The sequence below is a fragment of the Pseudomonas sp. ABFPK genome (genome assembly GCF_001586765.1).
Lineage (GTDB): Bacteria > Pseudomonadota > Gammaproteobacteria > Pseudomonadales > Pseudomonadaceae > Aquipseudomonas > Aquipseudomonas asiatica.
In genome coordinates, this window is record NZ_LQXW01000013.1 from 1 (window position 1) to 16,803 (window position 16,803).

At 51.4% G+C, this 16,803-nt stretch carries 22 protein-coding genes; 5 read left to right on the forward strand and 17 right to left on the reverse strand.

Translation table 11 applies throughout. The features are described from left to right. Positions 1-357: 357 nt before the first annotated feature. On the forward strand, positions 358-819 hold the full coding sequence (locus WM94_RS10925) for a Rid family hydrolase (RefSeq protein WP_061551192.1): 462 nt from the start codon (positions 358-360) through the stop codon (positions 817-819). Positions 820-839: 20 nt separating this feature from the next. On the opposite strand, the gene WM94_RS10930 is transcribed toward WM94_RS10925, so the two are convergent. Then, positions 840-1,766, reverse strand: coding sequence for a LysR family transcriptional regulator (locus tag WM94_RS10930; RefSeq protein WP_003258729.1), 927 nt, complete (start codon positions 1,764-1,766; stop codon positions 840-842). Positions 1,767-1,983: 217 nt separating this feature from the next. Here WM94_RS10930 and WM94_RS10935 point away from each other — a divergent pair, with 217 nt between their 5' ends. Together WM94_RS10935 and WM94_RS10940 are read left to right on the forward strand one after the other, a co-directional pair. Then, positions 1,984-2,406: a hypothetical protein gene (locus WM94_RS10935; RefSeq protein ID WP_039613404.1), complete on the forward strand. Its 423-nt coding sequence runs from the start codon at positions 1,984-1,986 to the stop codon at positions 2,404-2,406. Between the two features lie 338 nt (positions 2,407-2,744). Next, positions 2,745-3,014, forward strand: coding sequence for a DUF3077 domain-containing protein (locus tag WM94_RS10940; protein ID WP_061551193.1), 270 nt, complete (start codon positions 2,745-2,747; stop codon positions 3,012-3,014). 87 nt (positions 3,015-3,101) lie between these two features. On the opposite strand, the gene WM94_RS10945 is transcribed toward WM94_RS10940, so the two are convergent. Next, positions 3,102-3,854, reverse strand: coding sequence for a hypothetical protein (locus tag WM94_RS10945; protein ID WP_061551194.1), 753 nt, complete (start codon positions 3,852-3,854; stop codon positions 3,102-3,104). Between the two features lie 183 nt (positions 3,855-4,037). Here WM94_RS10945 and arfB point away from each other — a divergent pair, with 183 nt between their 5' ends. Then, the gene (gene arfB / locus WM94_RS10950; RefSeq protein ID WP_061551195.1) at positions 4,038-4,451 is read left to right on the forward strand and encodes an alternative ribosome rescue aminoacyl-tRNA hydrolase ArfB; all 414 of its coding nucleotides are present in this window, start codon (positions 4,038-4,040) and stop codon (positions 4,449-4,451) included. A gap of 236 nt (positions 4,452-4,687) precedes the next feature. Here arfB and WM94_RS28985 read toward each other — a convergent pair whose 3' ends face one another. From WM94_RS28985 to WM94_RS10985, 9 genes are all read right to left on the reverse strand, one after another. Continuing rightward, positions 4,688-5,923 (reverse strand): hypothetical protein, encoded by a 1,236-nt coding sequence (locus WM94_RS28985; RefSeq protein WP_082810554.1) that lies wholly within the window; start codon positions 5,921-5,923, stop codon positions 4,688-4,690. 79 nt (positions 5,924-6,002) lie between these two features. After that, entirely contained in the window at positions 6,003-7,091 is a 1,089-nt protein-coding gene (locus WM94_RS28990; RefSeq protein WP_082810555.1) for a zonular occludens toxin domain-containing protein, read from the reverse strand. Further along, positions 7,091-7,378 carry a DUF2523 family protein gene (locus WM94_RS10965; RefSeq protein WP_061551198.1) on the reverse strand — a complete coding sequence of 96 codons (288 nt, stop codon included), beginning with the start codon at positions 7,376-7,378 and terminating at the stop codon, positions 7,091-7,093. The genes WM94_RS28990 and WM94_RS10965 overlap by 1 nt, the downstream gene beginning before the upstream one ends. 8 nt (positions 7,379-7,386) lie before the next feature. Further along, the gene (locus tag WM94_RS30440; RefSeq protein ID WP_177342382.1) at positions 7,387-8,742 is read right to left on the reverse strand and encodes a hypothetical protein; all 1,356 of its coding nucleotides are present in this window, start codon (positions 8,740-8,742) and stop codon (positions 7,387-7,389) included. 128 nt (positions 8,743-8,870) lie between these two features. After that, on the reverse strand, positions 8,871-9,092 hold the full coding sequence (locus WM94_RS10975) for a hypothetical protein (RefSeq protein ID WP_061551200.1): 222 nt from the start codon (positions 9,090-9,092) through the stop codon (positions 8,871-8,873). Positions 9,093-9,099: 7 nt separating this feature from the next. Next, positions 9,100-9,327, reverse strand: a complete 228-nt coding sequence (locus WM94_RS30090; protein WP_156485959.1) for a hypothetical protein — start codon at positions 9,325-9,327, stop codon at positions 9,100-9,102. Continuing rightward, the gene (locus tag WM94_RS28995; RefSeq protein ID WP_082810556.1) at positions 9,327-9,611 is read right to left on the reverse strand and encodes a propanediol utilization protein; all 285 of its coding nucleotides are present in this window, start codon (positions 9,609-9,611) and stop codon (positions 9,327-9,329) included. The genes WM94_RS30090 and WM94_RS28995 overlap by 1 nt, the downstream gene beginning before the upstream one ends. A gap of 85 nt (positions 9,612-9,696) precedes the next feature. Further along, positions 9,697-9,927 carry a hypothetical protein gene (locus WM94_RS10980; RefSeq protein WP_061551201.1) on the reverse strand — a complete coding sequence of 77 codons (231 nt, stop codon included), beginning with the start codon at positions 9,925-9,927 and terminating at the stop codon, positions 9,697-9,699. Further along, positions 9,924-11,054, reverse strand: coding sequence for a phage/plasmid replication protein (locus WM94_RS10985; RefSeq protein ID WP_061551202.1), 1,131 nt, complete (start codon positions 11,052-11,054; stop codon positions 9,924-9,926). Before WM94_RS10985 ends, WM94_RS10980 begins: the two co-directional genes overlap by 4 nt. 130 nt (positions 11,055-11,184) lie before the next feature. Between WM94_RS10985 and WM94_RS10990 the strand changes: the two genes are divergently transcribed. After that, complete coding sequence (locus WM94_RS10990) at positions 11,185-11,589, forward strand: helix-turn-helix domain-containing protein (protein WP_061551203.1); 405 nt, start codon at positions 11,185-11,187, stop codon at positions 11,587-11,589. Positions 11,590-11,862: 273 nt separating this feature from the next. Here WM94_RS10990 and WM94_RS10995 read toward each other — a convergent pair whose 3' ends face one another. The 6 genes from WM94_RS10995 to WM94_RS30445 form a co-directional block, all read right to left on the reverse strand. Beyond that, positions 11,863-12,147, reverse strand: coding sequence for a hypothetical protein (locus tag WM94_RS10995; protein ID WP_061551204.1), 285 nt, complete (start codon positions 12,145-12,147; stop codon positions 11,863-11,865). Positions 12,148-12,293: 146 nt separating this feature from the next. Then, a complete protein-coding gene (locus WM94_RS11000; RefSeq protein WP_061551205.1) occupies positions 12,294-12,524 on the reverse strand; it encodes a hypothetical protein in 231 nt (76 codons plus the stop codon). Between the two features lie 165 nt (positions 12,525-12,689). Then, a complete protein-coding gene (locus tag WM94_RS29000; RefSeq protein ID WP_082810558.1) occupies positions 12,690-13,925 on the reverse strand; it encodes a hypothetical protein in 1,236 nt (411 codons plus the stop codon). A 79-nt stretch (positions 13,926-14,004) separates the two neighbouring features. After that, entirely contained in the window at positions 14,005-15,093 is a 1,089-nt protein-coding gene (locus tag WM94_RS29005; RefSeq protein WP_082810555.1) for a zonular occludens toxin domain-containing protein, read from the reverse strand. Continuing rightward, entirely contained in the window at positions 15,093-15,380 is a 288-nt protein-coding gene (locus tag WM94_RS11015; RefSeq protein WP_061551198.1) for a DUF2523 family protein, read from the reverse strand. Before WM94_RS11015 ends, WM94_RS29005 begins: the two co-directional genes overlap by 1 nt. Before the next feature lie 8 nt (positions 15,381-15,388). Further along, positions 15,389-16,744: a hypothetical protein gene (locus WM94_RS30445; RefSeq protein WP_177342382.1), complete on the reverse strand. Its 1,356-nt coding sequence runs from the start codon at positions 16,742-16,744 to the stop codon at positions 15,389-15,391. Positions 16,745-16,803: the final 59 nt, after the last annotated feature.

Sequence of the window (16,803 nt, forward strand, 5' to 3'; positions counted from 1 at the left end):
CCCGGTTGAGTGGCCGGATGACCGTGGAATCAGTGGTCGGATACGCGTGGAATGGGTGGCCGGATCACCGTGGAATCGGTGGTCAGATGCTTATGGAATGGGTGGCCAGATGACCGTGGAATCCGCACACAAGTCACGGCGCCTGCTTTCTGCAGGCTGTGCTGAGGCACTGGATGACGTCCTCAGTGATGCCCGTTGCTTGAGTCCGAGAACAAGATAGCCAATCGCAGAGCGAAGCGGTGGCGCACTTTTGCGCTCTCAAAGGCGCATTAATGCGCCCTTCGTTTGTTCATCCTGTTGCTAGTATTCGCACGCAAACGCGGGTCTACCTGATCCGGTTTACGCCAGGAGAAAGCGATGGCAGCTTCACAACCACTCAACAAACAAACCGCCTATTGGGGCGTCCCGTGGGAGAGTTCTTACGGGTATCCGCAGGCACGGCGGGTAGGAGACGAGATCTACGTATCGGGCCAGTTCAATCATGACGATGAAGGGAACCTGGTCGCGCCGGCACCCTTGGATCGTGACGGCAGGCCCTGTGATTTCTCTTCGATGGGGGATCAGATGCGCGCCGCCTACGACAATATTGCCAAGCTGCTCGCGCTATACGGAGCGACGCTTGAAGATGTCGTGGAAGAGACGCTCTACGTACTGGACATGGACGCGGCCTTTGCCGTGGTCGGCAAGGTGCGCAAGGCCGCCTACGGCACGGAACGGCCTCAATGCGCCAGCAACATCATCGGCGTATCGAGGCTTGCCCAGCGCCCACAGCTGATCGAAATCGCCTGCAAAGCGGTACTTGGCTCACACGCAGAGTGACCCGCACTCCCGGTTTCGCTCTACGTGACCGGGAGTACCAGTTGGCCCTCGATCAACGGCTTCTGGTTGGCAACGGCAGCTGCACAGAACGTCATGAACGCTTTGACTCGCCACGATTTGCGGATGTCCTGGTGCGTCAGCAGCCACAGCTCATCCTGCAGCTCCGGCACCACCGGGCCGACGCGTTCAAGCCCAGGCGTGATATCACCCAACATGCAGGGCAAAAAACCAACCCCCAGGCCTGCCGCGATTGCAGCACTTGCCGCCGCAACCGAATCGGTGCGGTACGAGATGCACTCGGCTGCGACCCTGTTTTCGACATAGCTCGTTGCCTTGAGCCCGCGTAGCGCTGCGGAATAGGAAACCCATGCCTGGCCTTCAGTGAACAGAGGAGTAGGCGTTGTATGGTTGCTGCTGCCGTAGGGAGCCCAGGCGATTGTGGCCAGTTTGCGGCCCACCAGGCTTTCGGCGGGTTTCCTGGTCGCTCGAACGGCAATATCCGATTCGTCTCGCGCAAGGCTCAGTGATTCGTTGCCCACCAACACCTCAATCGTGATGCCTTCATTGAGGGCCTTGAAGTCCGCGATGATGGGGGTGAGGAAGTAAAGAAGCAGTGAGTCGCTGGTGGTGATACGAAGCTTTCCGAGTGGCCCCTGGCCGGCACGTGAGACACGCCGCGTCACGCTGACAATGTCCAGCTCCACGCGCTCGGCGAGGGCACGTAATTCCGCGCCCTCGATTGTTAGCAAATAGCCTGATTTGCGGTGATCGAACAAAGCTACGCCAAGTGTTTTTTCAACCTGGGAGACCCTGCGGGAGACGGTGGACACGTTGATGCCGAGCTTCTTGGCTGTGGCAGCGCGATTGCCACACTCACTGAGCGTTTTGATGATCCGCAGGTCGTCCCATGAGAGCTGGTTGGCAGCCTCGCCCACGTTCCATTTCACGTCCTTGGGGGCAACTGGGGTAATTGGGACATTTCCAGGTAACGACTTCACGAAATCCGTTCCAGATCAGATTGCGACGATCATACGAGAAGGGGCTGCGTGAACCAAGTATCAGCATGAAGGCGAAGGAGGGGGCTTCGGTCGTCCCTTCATGCGCACATCGACACTTGTCGGCGTTATCCTGTCTGTTGAGCCAAGAGCCTTTGGGGAACTACTCATGCGCAAGTTGACACTGTTGTTGGCGATCGCTGCATTTGCGGGTTGCCAGGCGCCGATGCCAACTGCCAACCCACAGATGGCTTGGGTCGATCTCTCGACGCCATTCCCGAATGACCGTGTGCTGTTGGCCGAACGCCTGGATAAACAACGCCTGCGTGATGGGCGCTTCTTTGAGGTCAGCCCCGGCAGCCATGAATTGGTCGTCAGGTTCGACTACGAAGTAAATGGTGGCGGTGGCATCAGCCTGATGGGAGGTACCACGGTAAGGCAATGCTACCTGACCATCGACTACGAGCATTTCAAGGCTGGGCAGCGCTACGTGCTCGAGGCCCGCTCAATGGCCATGACGCCAGAGGCGAGGCTTTATGATGCGAAGGGAGAGATTGTGGCAGAGGTTACGGAATTCTATTGCCTGATGTGATGGTGAATCGTTCATAGTTCATTGATTACAACTAGCCTCGAAAAATCAGATTTTTTCGCTTTCTTGTAGGGCATTTCCCAAAGATACTGTTGCCGCCTATTTTCCGTTGCGGGTGCTCTGGCACGGCTCTAGTCTGGGCCTGTCGCTGCTCATCAGTGACACGGCTTTGACAGGCCGTAACGGTTTAAGCATTCGGCTTTCCCTTTATGGTGGCTGTGCGTGGGGCACGCTTGCGTGCGCCGGAACTTGCTTATTCCGCCGGTCTGTCAACCTACGTACAGCTGCCACCCTTCTGTTTGACAGCAGTCAGGTGGCGCACTCATAAAGGTAATAAGCAAATGACTACTGACGAATCGAACGAGAAAACCACCGTAGGCAAGACCACGTTCTACCAAGGTGAAAACCAGACCCATCCGTTGTTTCGCATCGAAGCTGGCATTCCTTGCAAGAGCGCTCGGGAGCAGTCTTCGGAATTGATGGGGAACGTGCGGGAACTGACGATTGTCGGGTTGATGGATGAAAAGCCGATGATGATCTGGGCTGCGCATTACCTGAGCGCATTGGCCAAGGCGCTGATGGACGATGCCGAGCTGGGTATGATGCGCTGAGTTCACTCCACCCGTGGCGGTCCGCGAAACGCGGCCGCCATTCACATCAGTGTATGTCTTACGTCCGCCCCGGATGTAGGCATACGCTCAAACGGCGATGAGCTTCCGGTTCGGATCTTGCTGCATGAAGAGCAGGATGTCGAAGACCCGACCAGGCTCGAATTGAAGGGCAGGGTGATCGCTCTTCAAAACGGCTTCAGTCAATAGCTCCTTGTTTTGCTCCCAGCATTGACCAAGCGTGAAGGGCAGCCTGCAGAGCTTTTGTCCGGCAGCTTTTTGGGTGTCGCTGGGGAGCAGGTAGCGAGAACTGCTGAATCCTTGAAAACCCGCGTGCTGCAATCCTTTTCTTACCTGGCTATCCAATGCTGGCATGAATCCCGTTATCAGCAGTAATGCTTTCATGGGGTAAGTGACATTGGTGTTATTAACGAACAGAGCCTCGGCCAGCATCTTCAAGACCCCGAGCAGATCTGCATCAAAATGAGCCGCTGACGGATAAAGCCACTCGGTGGTGAAGATCCGTTTATCTGCGGATGACAGTGCGAATCCATTCAGTTGGTGACTGTCAAAACGGACAAGCTTAGCGTGTAGGTTCGGGTCGCAAAGCCTTGCTGCAGCTTGAGACGGCGGGTGTAGCATCGGAGCCTTTCTCGCGCCTGCGCCCCAGTTCATCAAAGCACTTCGAAGCGCGTCGGCCAGCGCTGTGGCGTTTTGCGTCGTGAGTGCAGTCAGGTAGGCTGCTGAAATTTTCCTCACCCGAGAAAAGTCTTCATGGTAAGAGGAATTGAATCTGTTGATCGCGGAACGGATGTCTATCTCTTCACCAACCACTCTAAGCATGTTCGATCCATTGGTTAAGGCGGCTAGGCACCCGGACGTGAGTCTGACCAGCGGTGCCAGATTGTATTAGCGGCCAGAATACCATCAAATAGCCATCTTTGAGCTTCGGTCTCTCGGATCGAACAGACTTCCCGGATTGCTTGGCGACCCTGGATAATGGAGGGGAATCACAAGGGCCATGCCATGCTGACCATCTCTAATAATATGCACCTGCCAGACGCCGAAATCGAACTGACATACATCCGCGCGCAAGGCGCAGGTGGGCAGAATGTCAACAAGGTGTCCAGCGCCGTGCACCTGCGCTTCGACATTCGCGCTTTGTCGCTACCCGAGTTTTACAAGGAGCGGTTGTTGGCGCTGCGTGACAATCGCATCACCGGCGACGGCGTGTTGATCATCAAGGCACAACAATACCGCACACAGGAGCAGAACCGCGCTGACGCACTGGCGCGTCTTGCCGAGTTGATCATCACTGCCGGCAAGACCGAGAAAAAACGCCGTCCCACCAAGCCGACCCTCGGCTCGAAGACCCGTCGCCTCGAAGGAAAAGCCAGGCGCAGCACTGTCAAGGCGGGTCGGGGCAAGGTGGAGTTCTAGGCTCTGTACAAAATGAGATGTCTCAAGCCAGTGAGATCATGGCGGCGTGGTTTTGCGAGCTTGTGGAAGCGTGGGGGCTTGATAGACGAATGGGGACAGAATACGGACGGGCACTTCCAAATACGTCATTTAACATAATACTCATTATGCGCATCCTTGGATTTTTCCTGCGGGGCGGTGTACCCTACATTTCAGCACTAAATCGTCTAACTACGCTAAATGACTATTTAGAATAGTTATATGTCAGCATCGACCAGCCGCGGCGTCAGGAACAAAACCAGCTCGGTCTGCGTCTTCACCGTCGACGTGCTGTTGAACAACCACTTCAAGCCCGGGATCTGCCCAAAGAACGGCACGCTGCGCACGACGGTGCTGTCAGCATCCGAATAAACACCTCCCAAGGCAACCGTCTTCCCAAAACCCGAGAACACACGCGATGTCAGCGACGTTGTGTTGATCGGCGGCACGCCGCTCATAGCCTTCGAATAATCTGGCTCATCCTTCGACAGGATCACGTCCAGGAGCACGCCAGAATCATTCACCAGCGGCGTAACATCGAGCGACAACGCTGCCTGTTTGAAGGACACGGACGTTGCACCGTCACCAGCTGACTGCTGATATGGGACCTGAGAACCTTTAATGATCTTGGCTTGGTGGCGATCGCTGGTGATCACGCGCGGGCTGGAAATTACACGACCTTTGCCGGCCTGTTCCATAGCATCGAGCTCAGCGTCCAGATTGAACGACCTGGACGTAATGCCAAATCCGGCAATGGCTGCCGGAGTCAAACCCAGCGGTACGCTACCAGTCAATGTGCCGGCACCGCTGCCAACATAAACTGACCACTTACCACCGAGATTCTTGGTGTAAGAACGGTCAACCTCAACAATGCGAGCCTCAATCATTACCTGTTTGCGTGAATAATCAACTGCTTCCAGGTAGTTACGCAAATCGACCAGGCGTTCATCACTCATGCGAGCAACTACAACTGAGGAACCTTCTTCAGCGTTCAAGCTTTCACCAGGATCAAGTGGGAATGCCTTGATTGCATCAGAGGATGGAATATTACGAACCTTTAAAACTGAAACCTTATATGAAGCGATGGCAACGGATGAAGGCACACCAGGTGGCGTGGAAAAAGGACCATAACTATCCTGCGTGCCACCTGGTGATGGATATCGGCTGACATGAAGAAATTTGCCTTCAACCGTGTAAAGCAGTCCACGGGGCTCAGTGACAAACTCAATGGCTTCATCCCAGGTAACGTCCTTCATTCGCATAGAAAGCGAACCCGACACGCCATCGCCCAGGACAAGATTCAAACCACGATAATCTGCCAGCACCTGGAGAGCGTCAGAAACCTGAATTGTCTGGAAGTCGAACGACAATGGCTGAGGGCTGTCGTCCGCATGCACTGATGAAAGAATGACCGAAAAACACAAAATAGCAATAAAACGATGCAAATAAGACATACAAGCCCCCTACCCCATTATTTACGCCGACGACAGGATGCGGCTCTAATCAGTATTTAGATGAAGCGAAAACGATGGCTTAGCCGGATGGACTGCTTACGCTACGCTGAGCAGTCCCACCGCCTAAGCCTCCGATAATAGGCGGAATACTGAAAGAAGATTTTCGCGGCGTCCAAGTGGTAACTCGCTCACCATCTATATCGCAGTACGCTTCTTTAAAGTCAGAGAAGAAACGGCATTTTGAGAAAGCGATATAACGAGTGCGAGCTGATGTATCAACAAGTACAGCAACAGAAACGTCTACCTTCGAGTTGGGATCTGGCTGTGACGGGTGAATAAAGCCAGTCAAACGCCAAGTTTCAGAGTAAATAACCGGTGGAGGTGTTACTGGCTTAGGTGCTGAAGTCATGCTTGGAGCTGGAGTGTGAGCTGGGGCCTGCTGACTCATGTCAGGCGACTTATTAAAGAAGCTCTTGATCCCAAAAATGCCAAACAGCAGCCCGACGACCACAACAAAAACCAATGACCACAAACCGTATGAACGCAAGAAAGATGCACTCTTGTCGGCTACAGACTCATCACCAACAGAACCGGTAGCGGAATGGGTTGCAGACTGGTAATAGTTTTGAATGACCTTATCAAAACGTCCAGGAAATTGCCGGACGCGACTAGAGACAGGTGGCTTATCTCCTGTGACGACACCTGAATAAACATCAACTCTGTAAATCTTCCGAGATAGCTTGACGACTCGAAAAGTGGTTTCAATAAGCGTTCTCGCCCAGCTAGGAATTTGGGAAAGATCCTGCGTCACAATCACAATGCGCATTGAGTTGTTTTTTGCATCGACCATATGACGATGCTCAGCGAGCAATGTCTTATCCCAAGGATTTGCCTGGTTAGACTTTTGGCCCTGCGGCCAACGACGCCATGCCTCATCAATAATGAGAACACACCCTGGAAGAACATATTCAGCGAGATCAGGTAAGTCAAACCAGTCGGAAGGAAGCTGCTGAATGGTACCGCCAAAGTCGGCAAGCAAATCATCAGCATTCAACGGAATGTTAGTGACAATATGCCGACCTTGCTTTAGCGAAGGTATAACTACTCGCTCGACGACACCATAACTCTTGCCGTGGCCGGGCTTGCCAACATATGCATGAATAGCCATTAGCCAACCACCGGCAAGCGACGAATCATGAAGCGAATGACATAAGCCGTCAATAACGCACCTAAGCCAAACTGAACTTGGAATATATTCATAAAGTACCAGACTGAATCAGGGATCTGGTCAAATGCAGTTGCTGACAATCTGATCTGGTCAGCCAGGCCCAAGGCATCAAGCAGATAAAGAAGCGCGCTCCATAGCCAGCCAAAAATCATGAATATTAGGTCAATGACCCAGCCTGCAATTTGTTCAAAAACAGATTTTAACCAACTAGCAAGGGCAGACAACATAAGACACCTCAAGCAGAAAGAACAATGCGCACGGCAAGGAAAGACCAAATGGCGATGAAGACAGCTGTCAATATTGGCGCGATCAGATCAAACAATTTGCAGTGACTGTCAAAAACAATCTCTTGCGAAAATAGATTTACAGATCCTACTGGGCAAATCGCTGATGAGTGAGAAGAACCGTCGAAAGCATTTTTTGCTGTAGTGTAAGTGTTCGATTCAACCATTTTTTGCTTCATCTCAATAAATTGAGCTTTTGCCTGAGCTTCACGGCCAGCAACAGATGTAGACAAATCTAGAAGACCAGGTGAGGTGAAAGTCTCGTTATCTGAGGATCCATCACCAGAACCTCCACCAGTACCACCATCACCACCGGAACCGCCGCCAGTACTGCCATCACCACCAGAGCCACCGCCAGTGCCCCCGTCACCATCGGAGCCGCCACCAGTGCTGCCATCGCCACCGGAACCACCGCCAGTGCCGCCATCACCACCAGAACCACCGCCAGTGCCGCCATCACCACCAGAGCCACCACCAGAGCCACCGCCAGTGCCCCCGTCACCATCGGAGCCACCGCCAGTGCCGCCATCACCACCAGAACCACCACCACTGCCACCAGGGTCAGTAGGAATTGGAGTGCACTGTTTGCTGCCATTCGCAAACTCAAAACCTTCGGGGCACTCATCAGTGAGTTCATCACCGATCTCTCCAGGCTTGATACTGGGATCAGTCGCACATTTGGTTTGCGAACCAGCATCGTCTAAAACAAGGTTGTAGTTGTAGTTACAGAAGCCATCAGTCTCAGATCCGACATTCAAATAGCACTTTTCTGTATTATTAAAACTGTAACTGCATGAGTTAGTGCAGACAGTGTCACCGGGATTGCTGGATAAAACAAAACGCTTGCCATCAGCATTAGGTGGAAGCACCGTCCCTTCTGACCCCTTCAAAACAATAGTAGCGGAACAGGGACTCTCAGCTACGACATAAAGATAAAGGGTTAACCACTGGCCAAAAACAAGTTTTCCGTCATTGTCTTTATGCACCTCCCGACCTTCAGACATACAAAGCCATACAGAGCCATTGCCGGAATGGACAGAGCACGTAGGATCCGTGAAGTCATATTGATAAAAATAACTACCCCAGGAAGATTGCCAGAATTCTCTTTGCGCCTCACCTAAAGCGTTGGCAGCATCTTTAGGTGTTGCATAAATATAGCCGTGATTCTTGCAAAAATCTTGGCCGTAATAGATGGGAGGTGAGTAATTGTAATAACAACTATATTTAGGCTCTGCCGCAAAAGCGCTTGACTGGAAGGCAAAAGGGAAAACAAAGAGAACTGAAAGCAATGCTAGTAATTTTTTCATATCACCAATCCCAAAAGACAGCAAAGGCGCAGGCAGAGCCAATTACAAACATCGCGAAATAATAAAGTTGATCCATCACGCCCCCATAAAAAAGGGCTCACGAAGAGCCCTTTGCCCAGCTATAGCTCTTAACGCAAGAATGCGAGAACAATCTTGGCGCCTTTAATGCCGGCATAAACCGCAGCGAGCAATGCTGCTACAGCCAGCACTCCAACACTGATAGTGGAGAAATCAACGCTCGATGTGAGCGAGGAATAATCCCAGCCAGCATCAGCTGCGAAGGCATTAGCCGAAACAGCAGCAGTGAAAAATACAGCTACAACGCTCTTTTTACCGATTTTCTTAAGCATAAAAGCCTCAACTCGTTTTGATGAAATTTAGAAACGCCCGTATACCCATGGAGAAAACCATAAAGGTTGCAACTAAGGTAAAACCGGCGCCGAATGCTTGGCCCAAAATAACTGGGTCAAGCTGTGACGGGTCAAATGGTTGAATGTATGGAACAAGCACCCAGTCAACCGAGCACATTGGTGATGCACCGCCCTGCATAATTAAATCACCAGGACAATGCAGTAGACCTGGCATTACGCAGTCTTAGCCTGTGGAGTGTTTACACGGCGGCCCTGGCGAGGATCAACCTCAAAGCTCAGGCGGGAATCACGGACGCTCGCGATAACGTCGCACTCATAAGTTCCAGGCTGCGGCACCTGGTTAGGAAGCTCAGCGTAGAAATCAGCCATCTGCGGATAAGGAATGTTCGGCAGATGGACAAATGCCGTGTACATGCAATACGGCTTTCCACTTTTAGCAGCAGTACCGGTGCGATACTGACCAGTGACCTCAACAATAATGGTGTTTGCGTTAGACATAAGTGCCCTCTTCTACTGTGGCAGCCGGCGACTAATGGCCAGCGTGAGTTAGGCCCTAATGGGCGATTTTTAGCGGCTAAAAATATTAGTAGCCCATCCACTCTGCGATCGAAACGGTGCCGCGAGTATCACTAACGGTGACCCACTGTTTTTCAGGCTGAATGCCCTGCTCTTTTCGAACCTCGAGCGCTGCGATGGTCTGAGCAACTTGATCAGCTAGCACAGGATTAAGCATGCTTTGAATCCGGCGCTGCTGCTGCAATCGTTCACGCTGGCCAGTTGTGAGCTGCGCACCCTGGAAGCTGACAGTTTTCATGCTGCAACCTGCCTTAAGTGATTTGGGCGCTGATACCAAGCAGGAACAGTTAAAGTAGACTTTGTGACTTCTCGACATTGGCGAACAAACACAGGCGCAAATCGGCTAGTGTCACAAGCGTTACGAATGTTAATACCGATACGATTAAGGCGAGCGGCGTGATCCTGAACCTGACGCTTCTTAAAATCGAAAGACTGGCCATGCATCCACTGAATGGCATAAAGGGCGGTTGTATTTGCGGCGCGAGTTGTATCTACAACATTGTTGGCCAGCAGTTGCTCGCTAATGCTAACGATATCCATCGCAGTCACCTTCAGCTTTTCATCAATTTTAAGAAACTCACAGTGGAGTTCGGCAAAGCGCCGTTCATCAAACAAACCCCAGTAGCAAAGGGCTTCGCGTTGCAGGAATTCACTTTTTAGTTCCTGCTCCATACGCACTACGCCTTCGCTGACGCAGTAATCTCTAACTCGCTGAACATATTTATATTCAGCTGACTCCTCGCCAAAAATGCGTTTAATTTTCGGCAGGCAGTTTTGATCCATTTCAAAGGCTTTGTCATAAGCCTTTCGATATTGCAAACGGCCACCTTGGCCATTTCCCTTTGGTGTCCAGGCAACGGTTCGACCATTGGGATACAAGAACCCGATGGAGTGGCCAATGCGTTGGCTTGAAACGCCCCGCAAATAAGCCAAGACATTTCCCTCACCCAAAGCAACGTTAGTTGTGAGGTCGATACGTTCAATTTTTGCGCCGTCGGCAAAACGGTCGCCAGACTTCGCCCCTGAAGCGCCCTGGCGAATATCGAGCCGGGTGCAACGAGTAAAACCAGGCAAGCCATATTCGCGGAGAAGTTCGTTGTAGACGGCTACGCACTGCTCGATGGTGGTGAAACCGAAAAGGTTATCCAGCCGCCCTACTCTGCTCGGGTTGCCTTCAACGCGGATCTTGCGGCCCTGCACATGGATGGTGACAGAGGTTGAATAGCTGGCCTCATGCTTAAAGCGCGGCTGCTTTGTGCTGAGGACCTCATTCGTGTTCGAGTCGATCGTCAACGTCACAACGTCGCACACGATCGGCAGATCATGGTCGTGCTCCTGCGAAATTGTGAGCCAATCGATGAACATCGGAAATCCTTGTCAACCCAATACATAACGCAGGTAAAGCTACGCTATGTGTTAGCCTTTTGACAAGTGCTAAGTCGTGGGTTATCCCACTAAATCTATGTGCTGTACAAAAACACAGGAGTTAGAGTCTATGAGTCAAGATCACTCGGTTGAAGCAGCGATGAGCATCGGAGAAAACATCAGATTTAGGCGCGAACTGAACAAACATTCGCAGAAAACCGTTGCCGAAGCGATTGGTGTAGCAGAAAACACCATTGCAAGCTGGGAGAAGGGCAAGAATGTGCCGCCAAGCGACAAGGTTGTGGCGATAGCAAAATTCTTCCAATGCACCACAGATGAGATCTTGCTTAGCGATGAAGAGCGAGGGTTAGAGATACAAATGTTGGGCCTGCTTCGAAGGTTCGGAAGCCTGAACGAAACCCACAAACCTATAGCCCTCAACGTCATCAGCTCAATCCTTCAGGGCATGGAAATGGAAGAGTACATGAAGGGAGAGCGCAACGAAGGCAGCAAGCGGATAGGTGTGCTGGGCTAAGAATCGCGGGAAACCGCGGTAAAGTGGGGGTGTAACAGCACCCCCACCGCCTTCGGCGGCCGGCAGGTCAATCACATCGAGGGCGGCCCCTCAAATGTCATGATCGGATCTGCCGTGGAAATGGCGCTGCAGCTCAATCAAAAGCGGTTGGACGCCAAAGGGAAGAACTCAAAACGGCGTGAAAACTGACGCGCTGCGCTTGTCCGCCGCATCTGTATACCTGACTAGGCGTCACGTTGTTCCTTCCTAACCAGGTACACAGCCGCGGCAACATTAGAGCGAAGCCTCCTTTTTTTGGCTGTGGAATGTGTAACGAACCGCATCAGTTCCGGGCATTGGGTCATCGTAGTAGCCATAAAGGCTGCGGTCGTCAAAGCTAATCGTGACGAACTCACCAGGGCGTTTCAGATACTTAGGCACAAGAAACGTCGCAGCTCTGGTGACAGTAGCTCTACCGCTCGCTGCTGGAGTCCGTGTCTGACTATGCCATGTGATTTCCAGAACCTCGCTGAAACCGTCCTCGTAAAGAAACTCTGCCGTTCCTTCAAAAGCGCTCATCTCTATCTCCTTGAAGCTGCAATTGCAGCGTGAATGATGATGGCATAAAGCGATGACGAGGCGCCAAGATGTGCAAGCAATCGGCCCCTCAAATGTCAAAGCAGCCCCTCATATGTCGAGGTCGGCCCCTCAATTGTCATGACTGGTCAAAGGTCCTGGATCAACGCGGCAACCGATCTGAGCTTGGCTACCAGGTCATCGATCTCGGCGGACTCATCATCGAGCTGGCGAACCCTGGTGCGCAGCTTGCGAATGTCAGCCACCAGAACACCATACGAATCAATCAGCGACTCGACGGCATGTTCAGGATCGGGGTTGGCCATGTAGGCCTTGGCATCGCGCACAGCGCGATCAGACAGGGAGAGTTGGATACGCATAATGGACCCTATATTAAGCGACGTCCGGAGCCGATGGCATTATCCGGACGCCGCTCAACATAAGGCCCTGTCATTATGCGCATCCTTGGATTTTTCCTGCGGGGCGGTGTACCCTACATTTCAGCACTAAATCGTCTAACTACGCTAAATGACTATTTAGAATAGTTATATGTCAGCATCGACCAGCCGCGGCGTCAGGAACAAAACCAGCTCGGTCTGCGTCTTCACCGTCGACGTGCTGTTGAACAACCACTTCAAGCCCGGGATCTGCCCAAAGAACGGCACGCTGCGCACGACGGTGCTGTCAGCATCCGAATAAACACCTCCCAAGGCAACCGTCTTCCCAAAACCCGAGAACACACGCGATGTCAGCGACGTTGTGTTGATCGGCGGCACGCCGCTCATAGCCTTCGAATAATCTGGCTCATCCTTCGACAGGATCACGTCCAGGAGCACGCCAGAATCATTCACCAGCGGCGTAACATCGAGCGACAACGCTGCCTGTTTGAAGGACACGGACGTTGCACCGTCACCAGCTGACTGCTGATATGGGACCTGAGAACCTTTAATGATCTTGGCTTGGTGGCGATCGCTGGTGATCACGCGCGGGCTGGAAATTACACGACCTTTGCCGGCCTGTTCCATAGCATCGAGCTCAGCGTCCAGATTGAACGACCTGGACGTAATGCCAAATCCGGCAATGGCTGCCGGAGTCAAACCCAGCGGTACGCTACCAGTCAATGTGCCGGCACCGCTGCCAACAGTACCTGACCACTTACCACCGAGATTCTTGGTGTAAGAACGGTCAACCTCAACAATGCGAGCCTCAATCATTACCTGTTTGCGTGAATAATCAACTGCTTCCAGGTAGTTACGCAAATCGACCAGGCGTTCATCACTCATGCGAGCAACTACAACTGAGGAACCTTCTTCAGCGTTCAAGCTTTCACCAGGATCAAGTGGGAATGCCTTGATTGCATCAGAGGATGGAATATTACGAACCTTTAAAACTGAAACCTTATATGAAGCGATGGCAACGGATGAAGGCACACCAGGTGGCGTGGAAAAAGGACCATAACTATCCTGCGTGCCACCTGGTGATGGATATCGGCTGACATGAAGAAATTTGCCTTCAACCGTGTAAAGCAGTCCACGGGGCTCAGTGACAAACTCAATGGCTTCATCCCAGGTAACGTCCTTCATTCGCATAGAAAGCGAACCCGACACGCCATCGCCCAGGACAAGATTCAAACCACGATAATCTGCCAGCACCTGGAGAGCGTCAGAAACCTGAATTGTCTGGAAGTCGAACGACAATGGCTGAGGGCTGTCGTCCGCATGCACTGATGAAAGAATGACCGAAAAACACAAAATAGCAATAAAACGATGCAAATAAGACATACAAGCCCCCTACCCCATTATTTACGCCGACGACAGGATGCGGCTCTAATCAGTATTTAGATGAAGCGAAAACGATGGCTTAGCCGGATGGACTGCTTACGCTACGCTGAGCAGTCCCACCGCCTAAGCCTCCGATAATAGGCGGAATACTGAAAGAAGATTTTCGCGGCGTCCAAGTGGTAACTCGCTCACCATCTATATCGCAGTACGCTTCTTTAAAGTCAGAGAAGAAACGGCATTTTGAGAAAGCGATATAACGAGTGCGAGCTGATGTATCAACAAGTACAGCAACAGAAACGTCTACCTTCGAGTTGGGATCTGGCTGTGACGGGTGAATAAAGCCAGTCAAACGCCAAGTTTCAGAGTAAATAACCGGTGGAGGTGTTACTGGCTTAGGTGCTGAAGTCATGCTTGGAGCTGGAGTGTGAGCTGGGGCCTGCTGACTCATGTCAGGCGACTTATTAAAGAAGCTCTTGATCCCAAAAATGCCAAACAGCAGCCCGACGACCACAACAAAAACCAATGACCACAAACCGTATGAACGCAAGAAAGATGCACTCTTGTCGGCTACAGACTCATCACCAACAGAACCGGTAGCGGAATGGGTTGCAGACTGGTAATAGTTTTGAATGACCTTATCAAAACGTCCAGGAAATTGCCGGACGCGACTAGAGACAGGTGGCTTATCTCCTGTGACGACACCTGAATAAACATCAACTCTGTAAATCTTCCGAGATAGCTTGACGACTCGAAAAGTGGTTTCAATAAGCGTTCTCGCCCAGCTAGGAATTTGGGAAAGATCCTGCGTCACAATCACAATGCGCATTGAGTTGTTTTTTGCATCGACCATATGACGATGCTCAGCGAGCAATGTCTTATCCCAAGGATTTGCCTGGTTAGACTTTTGGCCCTGCGGCCAACGACGCCATGCCTCATCAATAATGAGAACACACCCTGGAAGAACATATTCAGCGAGATCAGGTAAGTCAAACCAGTCGGAAGGAAGCTGCTGAATGGTACCGCCAAAGTCGGCAAGCAAATCATCAGCATTCAACGGAATGTTAGTGACAATATGCCGACCTTGCTTTAGCGAAGGTATAACTACTCGCTCGACGACACCATAACTCTTGCCGTGGCCGGGCTTGCCAACATATGCATGAATAGCCATTAGCCAACCACCGGCAAGCGACGAATCATGAAGCGAATGACATAAGCCGTCAATAACGCACCTAAGCCAAACTGAACTTGGAATATATTCATAAAGTACCAGACTGAATCAGGGATCTGGTCAAATGCAGTTGCTGACAATCTGATCTGGTCAGCCAGGCCCAAGGCATCAAGCAGATAAAGAAGCGCGCTCCATAGCCAGCCAAAAATCATGAATATTAGGTCAATGACCCAGCCTGCAATTTGTTCAAAAACAGATTTTAACCAACTAGCAAGGGCAGACAACATAAGACACCTCAAGCAGAAAGAACAATGCGCACGGCAAGGAAAGACCAAATGGCGATGAAGACAGCTGTCAATATTGGCGCGATCAGATCAAACAATTTGCAGTGACTGTCAAAAACAATCTCTTGCGAAAATAGATTTACAGATCCTACTGGGCAAATCGCTGATGAGTGAGAAGAACCGTCGAAAGCATTTTTTGCTGTAGTGTAAGTGTTCGATTCAACCATTTTTTGCTTCATCTCAATAAATTGAGCTTTTGCCTGAGCTTCACGGCCAGCAACAGATGTAGACAAATCTAGAAGACCAGGTGAGGTGAAAGTCTCGTTATCTGAGGATCCATCACCAGAACCTCCACCAGTACCACCATCACCACCGGAACCGCCGCCAGTACTGCCATCACCACCAGAGCCACCGCCAGTGCCCCCGTCACCATCGGAGCCGCCACCAGTGCTGCCATCGCCACCGGAACCACCGCCAGTGCCGCCATCACCACCAGAACCACCGCCAGTGCCGCCATCACCACCAGAGCCACCACCAGAGCCACCGCCAGTGCCCCCGTCACCATCGGAGCCACCGCCAGTGCCGCCATCACCACCAGAACCACCACCACTGCCACCAGGGTCAGTAGGAATTGGAGTGCACTGTTTGCTGCCATTCGCAAACTCAAAACCTTCGGGGCACTCATCAGTGAGTTCATCACCGATCTCTCCAGGCTTGATACTGGGATCAGTCGCACATTTGGTTTGCGAACCAGCATCGTCTAAAACAAGGTTGTAGTTGTAGTTACAGAAGCCATCAGTCTCAGATCCGACATTCAAATAGCACTTTTCTGTATTATTAAAACTGTAACTGCATGAGTTAGTGCAGACAGTGTCACCGGGATTGCTGGATAAAACAAAACGCTTGCCATCAGCATTAGGTGGAAGCACCGTCCCTTCTGACCCCTTCAAAACAATAGTAGCGGAACAGGGACTCTCAGCTACGACATAAAGATAAAGGGTTAACCACTGGCCAAAAACAAGTTTTCCGTCATTGTCTTTATGCACCTCCCGACCTTCAGACATACAAAGCCATACAGAGCCATTGCCGGAATGGACAGAGCACGTAGGATCCGTGAAGTCATATTGATAAAAATAACTACCCCAGGAAGATTGCCAGAATTCTCTTTGCGCCTCACCTAAAGCGTTGGCAGCATCTTTAGGTGTTGCATAAATATAGCCGTGATTCTTGCAAAAATCTTGGCCGTAATAGATGGGAGGTGAGTAATTGTAATAACAACTATATTTAGGCTCTGCCGCAAAAGCGCTTGACTGGAAGGCAAAAGGGAAAACAAAGAGAACTGAAAGCAATGCTAGTAATTTTTTCATATCACCAATCCCAAAAGACAGCAAAGGCGCAGGCAGAGCCAATTACAAACATCGCGAAA

Excerpts from the sequence above, each read along its gene's own strand:
- WM94_RS10925 (WP_061551192.1), top strand. The coding sequence starts at position 358 with ATGGCAGCTTCACAACCACTCAACAAACAAACCGCCTATTGGGGCGTC.
- WM94_RS10935 (WP_039613404.1), top strand. The coding sequence starts at position 1,984 with ATGCGCAAGTTGACACTGTTGTTGGCGATCGCTGCATTTGCGGGTTGC.
- WM94_RS10940 (WP_061551193.1), top strand. The coding sequence starts at position 2,745 with ATGACTACTGACGAATCGAACGAGAAAACCACCGTAGGCAAGACCACG.
- WM94_RS10945 (WP_061551194.1), bottom strand. The coding sequence starts at position 3,854 with ATGCTTAGAGTGGTTGGTGAAGAGATAGACATCCGTTCCGCGATCAAC.
- arfB (WP_061551195.1), top strand. The coding sequence starts at position 4,038 with ATGCTGACCATCTCTAATAATATGCACCTGCCAGACGCCGAAATCGAA.
- WM94_RS28985 (WP_082810554.1), bottom strand. The coding sequence starts at position 5,923 with ATGTCTTATTTGCATCGTTTTATTGCTATTTTGTGTTTTTCGGTCATT.
- WM94_RS28990 (WP_082810555.1), bottom strand. The coding sequence starts at position 7,091 with ATGGCTATTCATGCATATGTTGGCAAGCCCGGCCACGGCAAGAGTTAT.
- WM94_RS10965 (WP_061551198.1), bottom strand. The coding sequence starts at position 7,378 with ATGTTGTCTGCCCTTGCTAGTTGGTTAAAATCTGTTTTTGAACAAATT.
- WM94_RS30440 (WP_177342382.1), bottom strand. The coding sequence starts at position 8,742 with ATGAAAAAATTACTAGCATTGCTTTCAGTTCTCTTTGTTTTCCCTTTT.
- WM94_RS10975 (WP_061551200.1), bottom strand. The coding sequence starts at position 9,092 with ATGCTTAAGAAAATCGGTAAAAAGAGCGTTGTAGCTGTATTTTTCACT.
- WM94_RS30090 (WP_156485959.1), bottom strand. The coding sequence starts at position 9,327 with ATGCCAGGTCTACTGCATTGTCCTGGTGATTTAATTATGCAGGGCGGT.
- WM94_RS28995 (WP_082810556.1), bottom strand. The coding sequence starts at position 9,611 with ATGTCTAACGCAAACACCATTATTGTTGAGGTCACTGGTCAGTATCGC.
- WM94_RS10980 (WP_061551201.1), bottom strand. The coding sequence starts at position 9,927 with ATGAAAACTGTCAGCTTCCAGGGTGCGCAGCTCACAACTGGCCAGCGT.
- WM94_RS10985 (WP_061551202.1), bottom strand. The coding sequence starts at position 11,054 with ATGTTCATCGATTGGCTCACAATTTCGCAGGAGCACGACCATGATCTG.
- WM94_RS10990 (WP_061551203.1), top strand. The coding sequence starts at position 11,185 with ATGAGTCAAGATCACTCGGTTGAAGCAGCGATGAGCATCGGAGAAAAC.
- WM94_RS10995 (WP_061551204.1), bottom strand. The coding sequence starts at position 12,147 with ATGAGCGCTTTTGAAGGAACGGCAGAGTTTCTTTACGAGGACGGTTTC.
- WM94_RS11000 (WP_061551205.1), bottom strand. The coding sequence starts at position 12,524 with ATGCGTATCCAACTCTCCCTGTCTGATCGCGCTGTGCGCGATGCCAAG.
- WM94_RS29000 (WP_082810558.1), bottom strand. The coding sequence starts at position 13,925 with ATGTCTTATTTGCATCGTTTTATTGCTATTTTGTGTTTTTCGGTCATT.
- WM94_RS29005 (WP_082810555.1), bottom strand. The coding sequence starts at position 15,093 with ATGGCTATTCATGCATATGTTGGCAAGCCCGGCCACGGCAAGAGTTAT.
- WM94_RS11015 (WP_061551198.1), bottom strand. The coding sequence starts at position 15,380 with ATGTTGTCTGCCCTTGCTAGTTGGTTAAAATCTGTTTTTGAACAAATT.
- WM94_RS30445 (WP_177342382.1), bottom strand. The coding sequence starts at position 16,744 with ATGAAAAAATTACTAGCATTGCTTTCAGTTCTCTTTGTTTTCCCTTTT.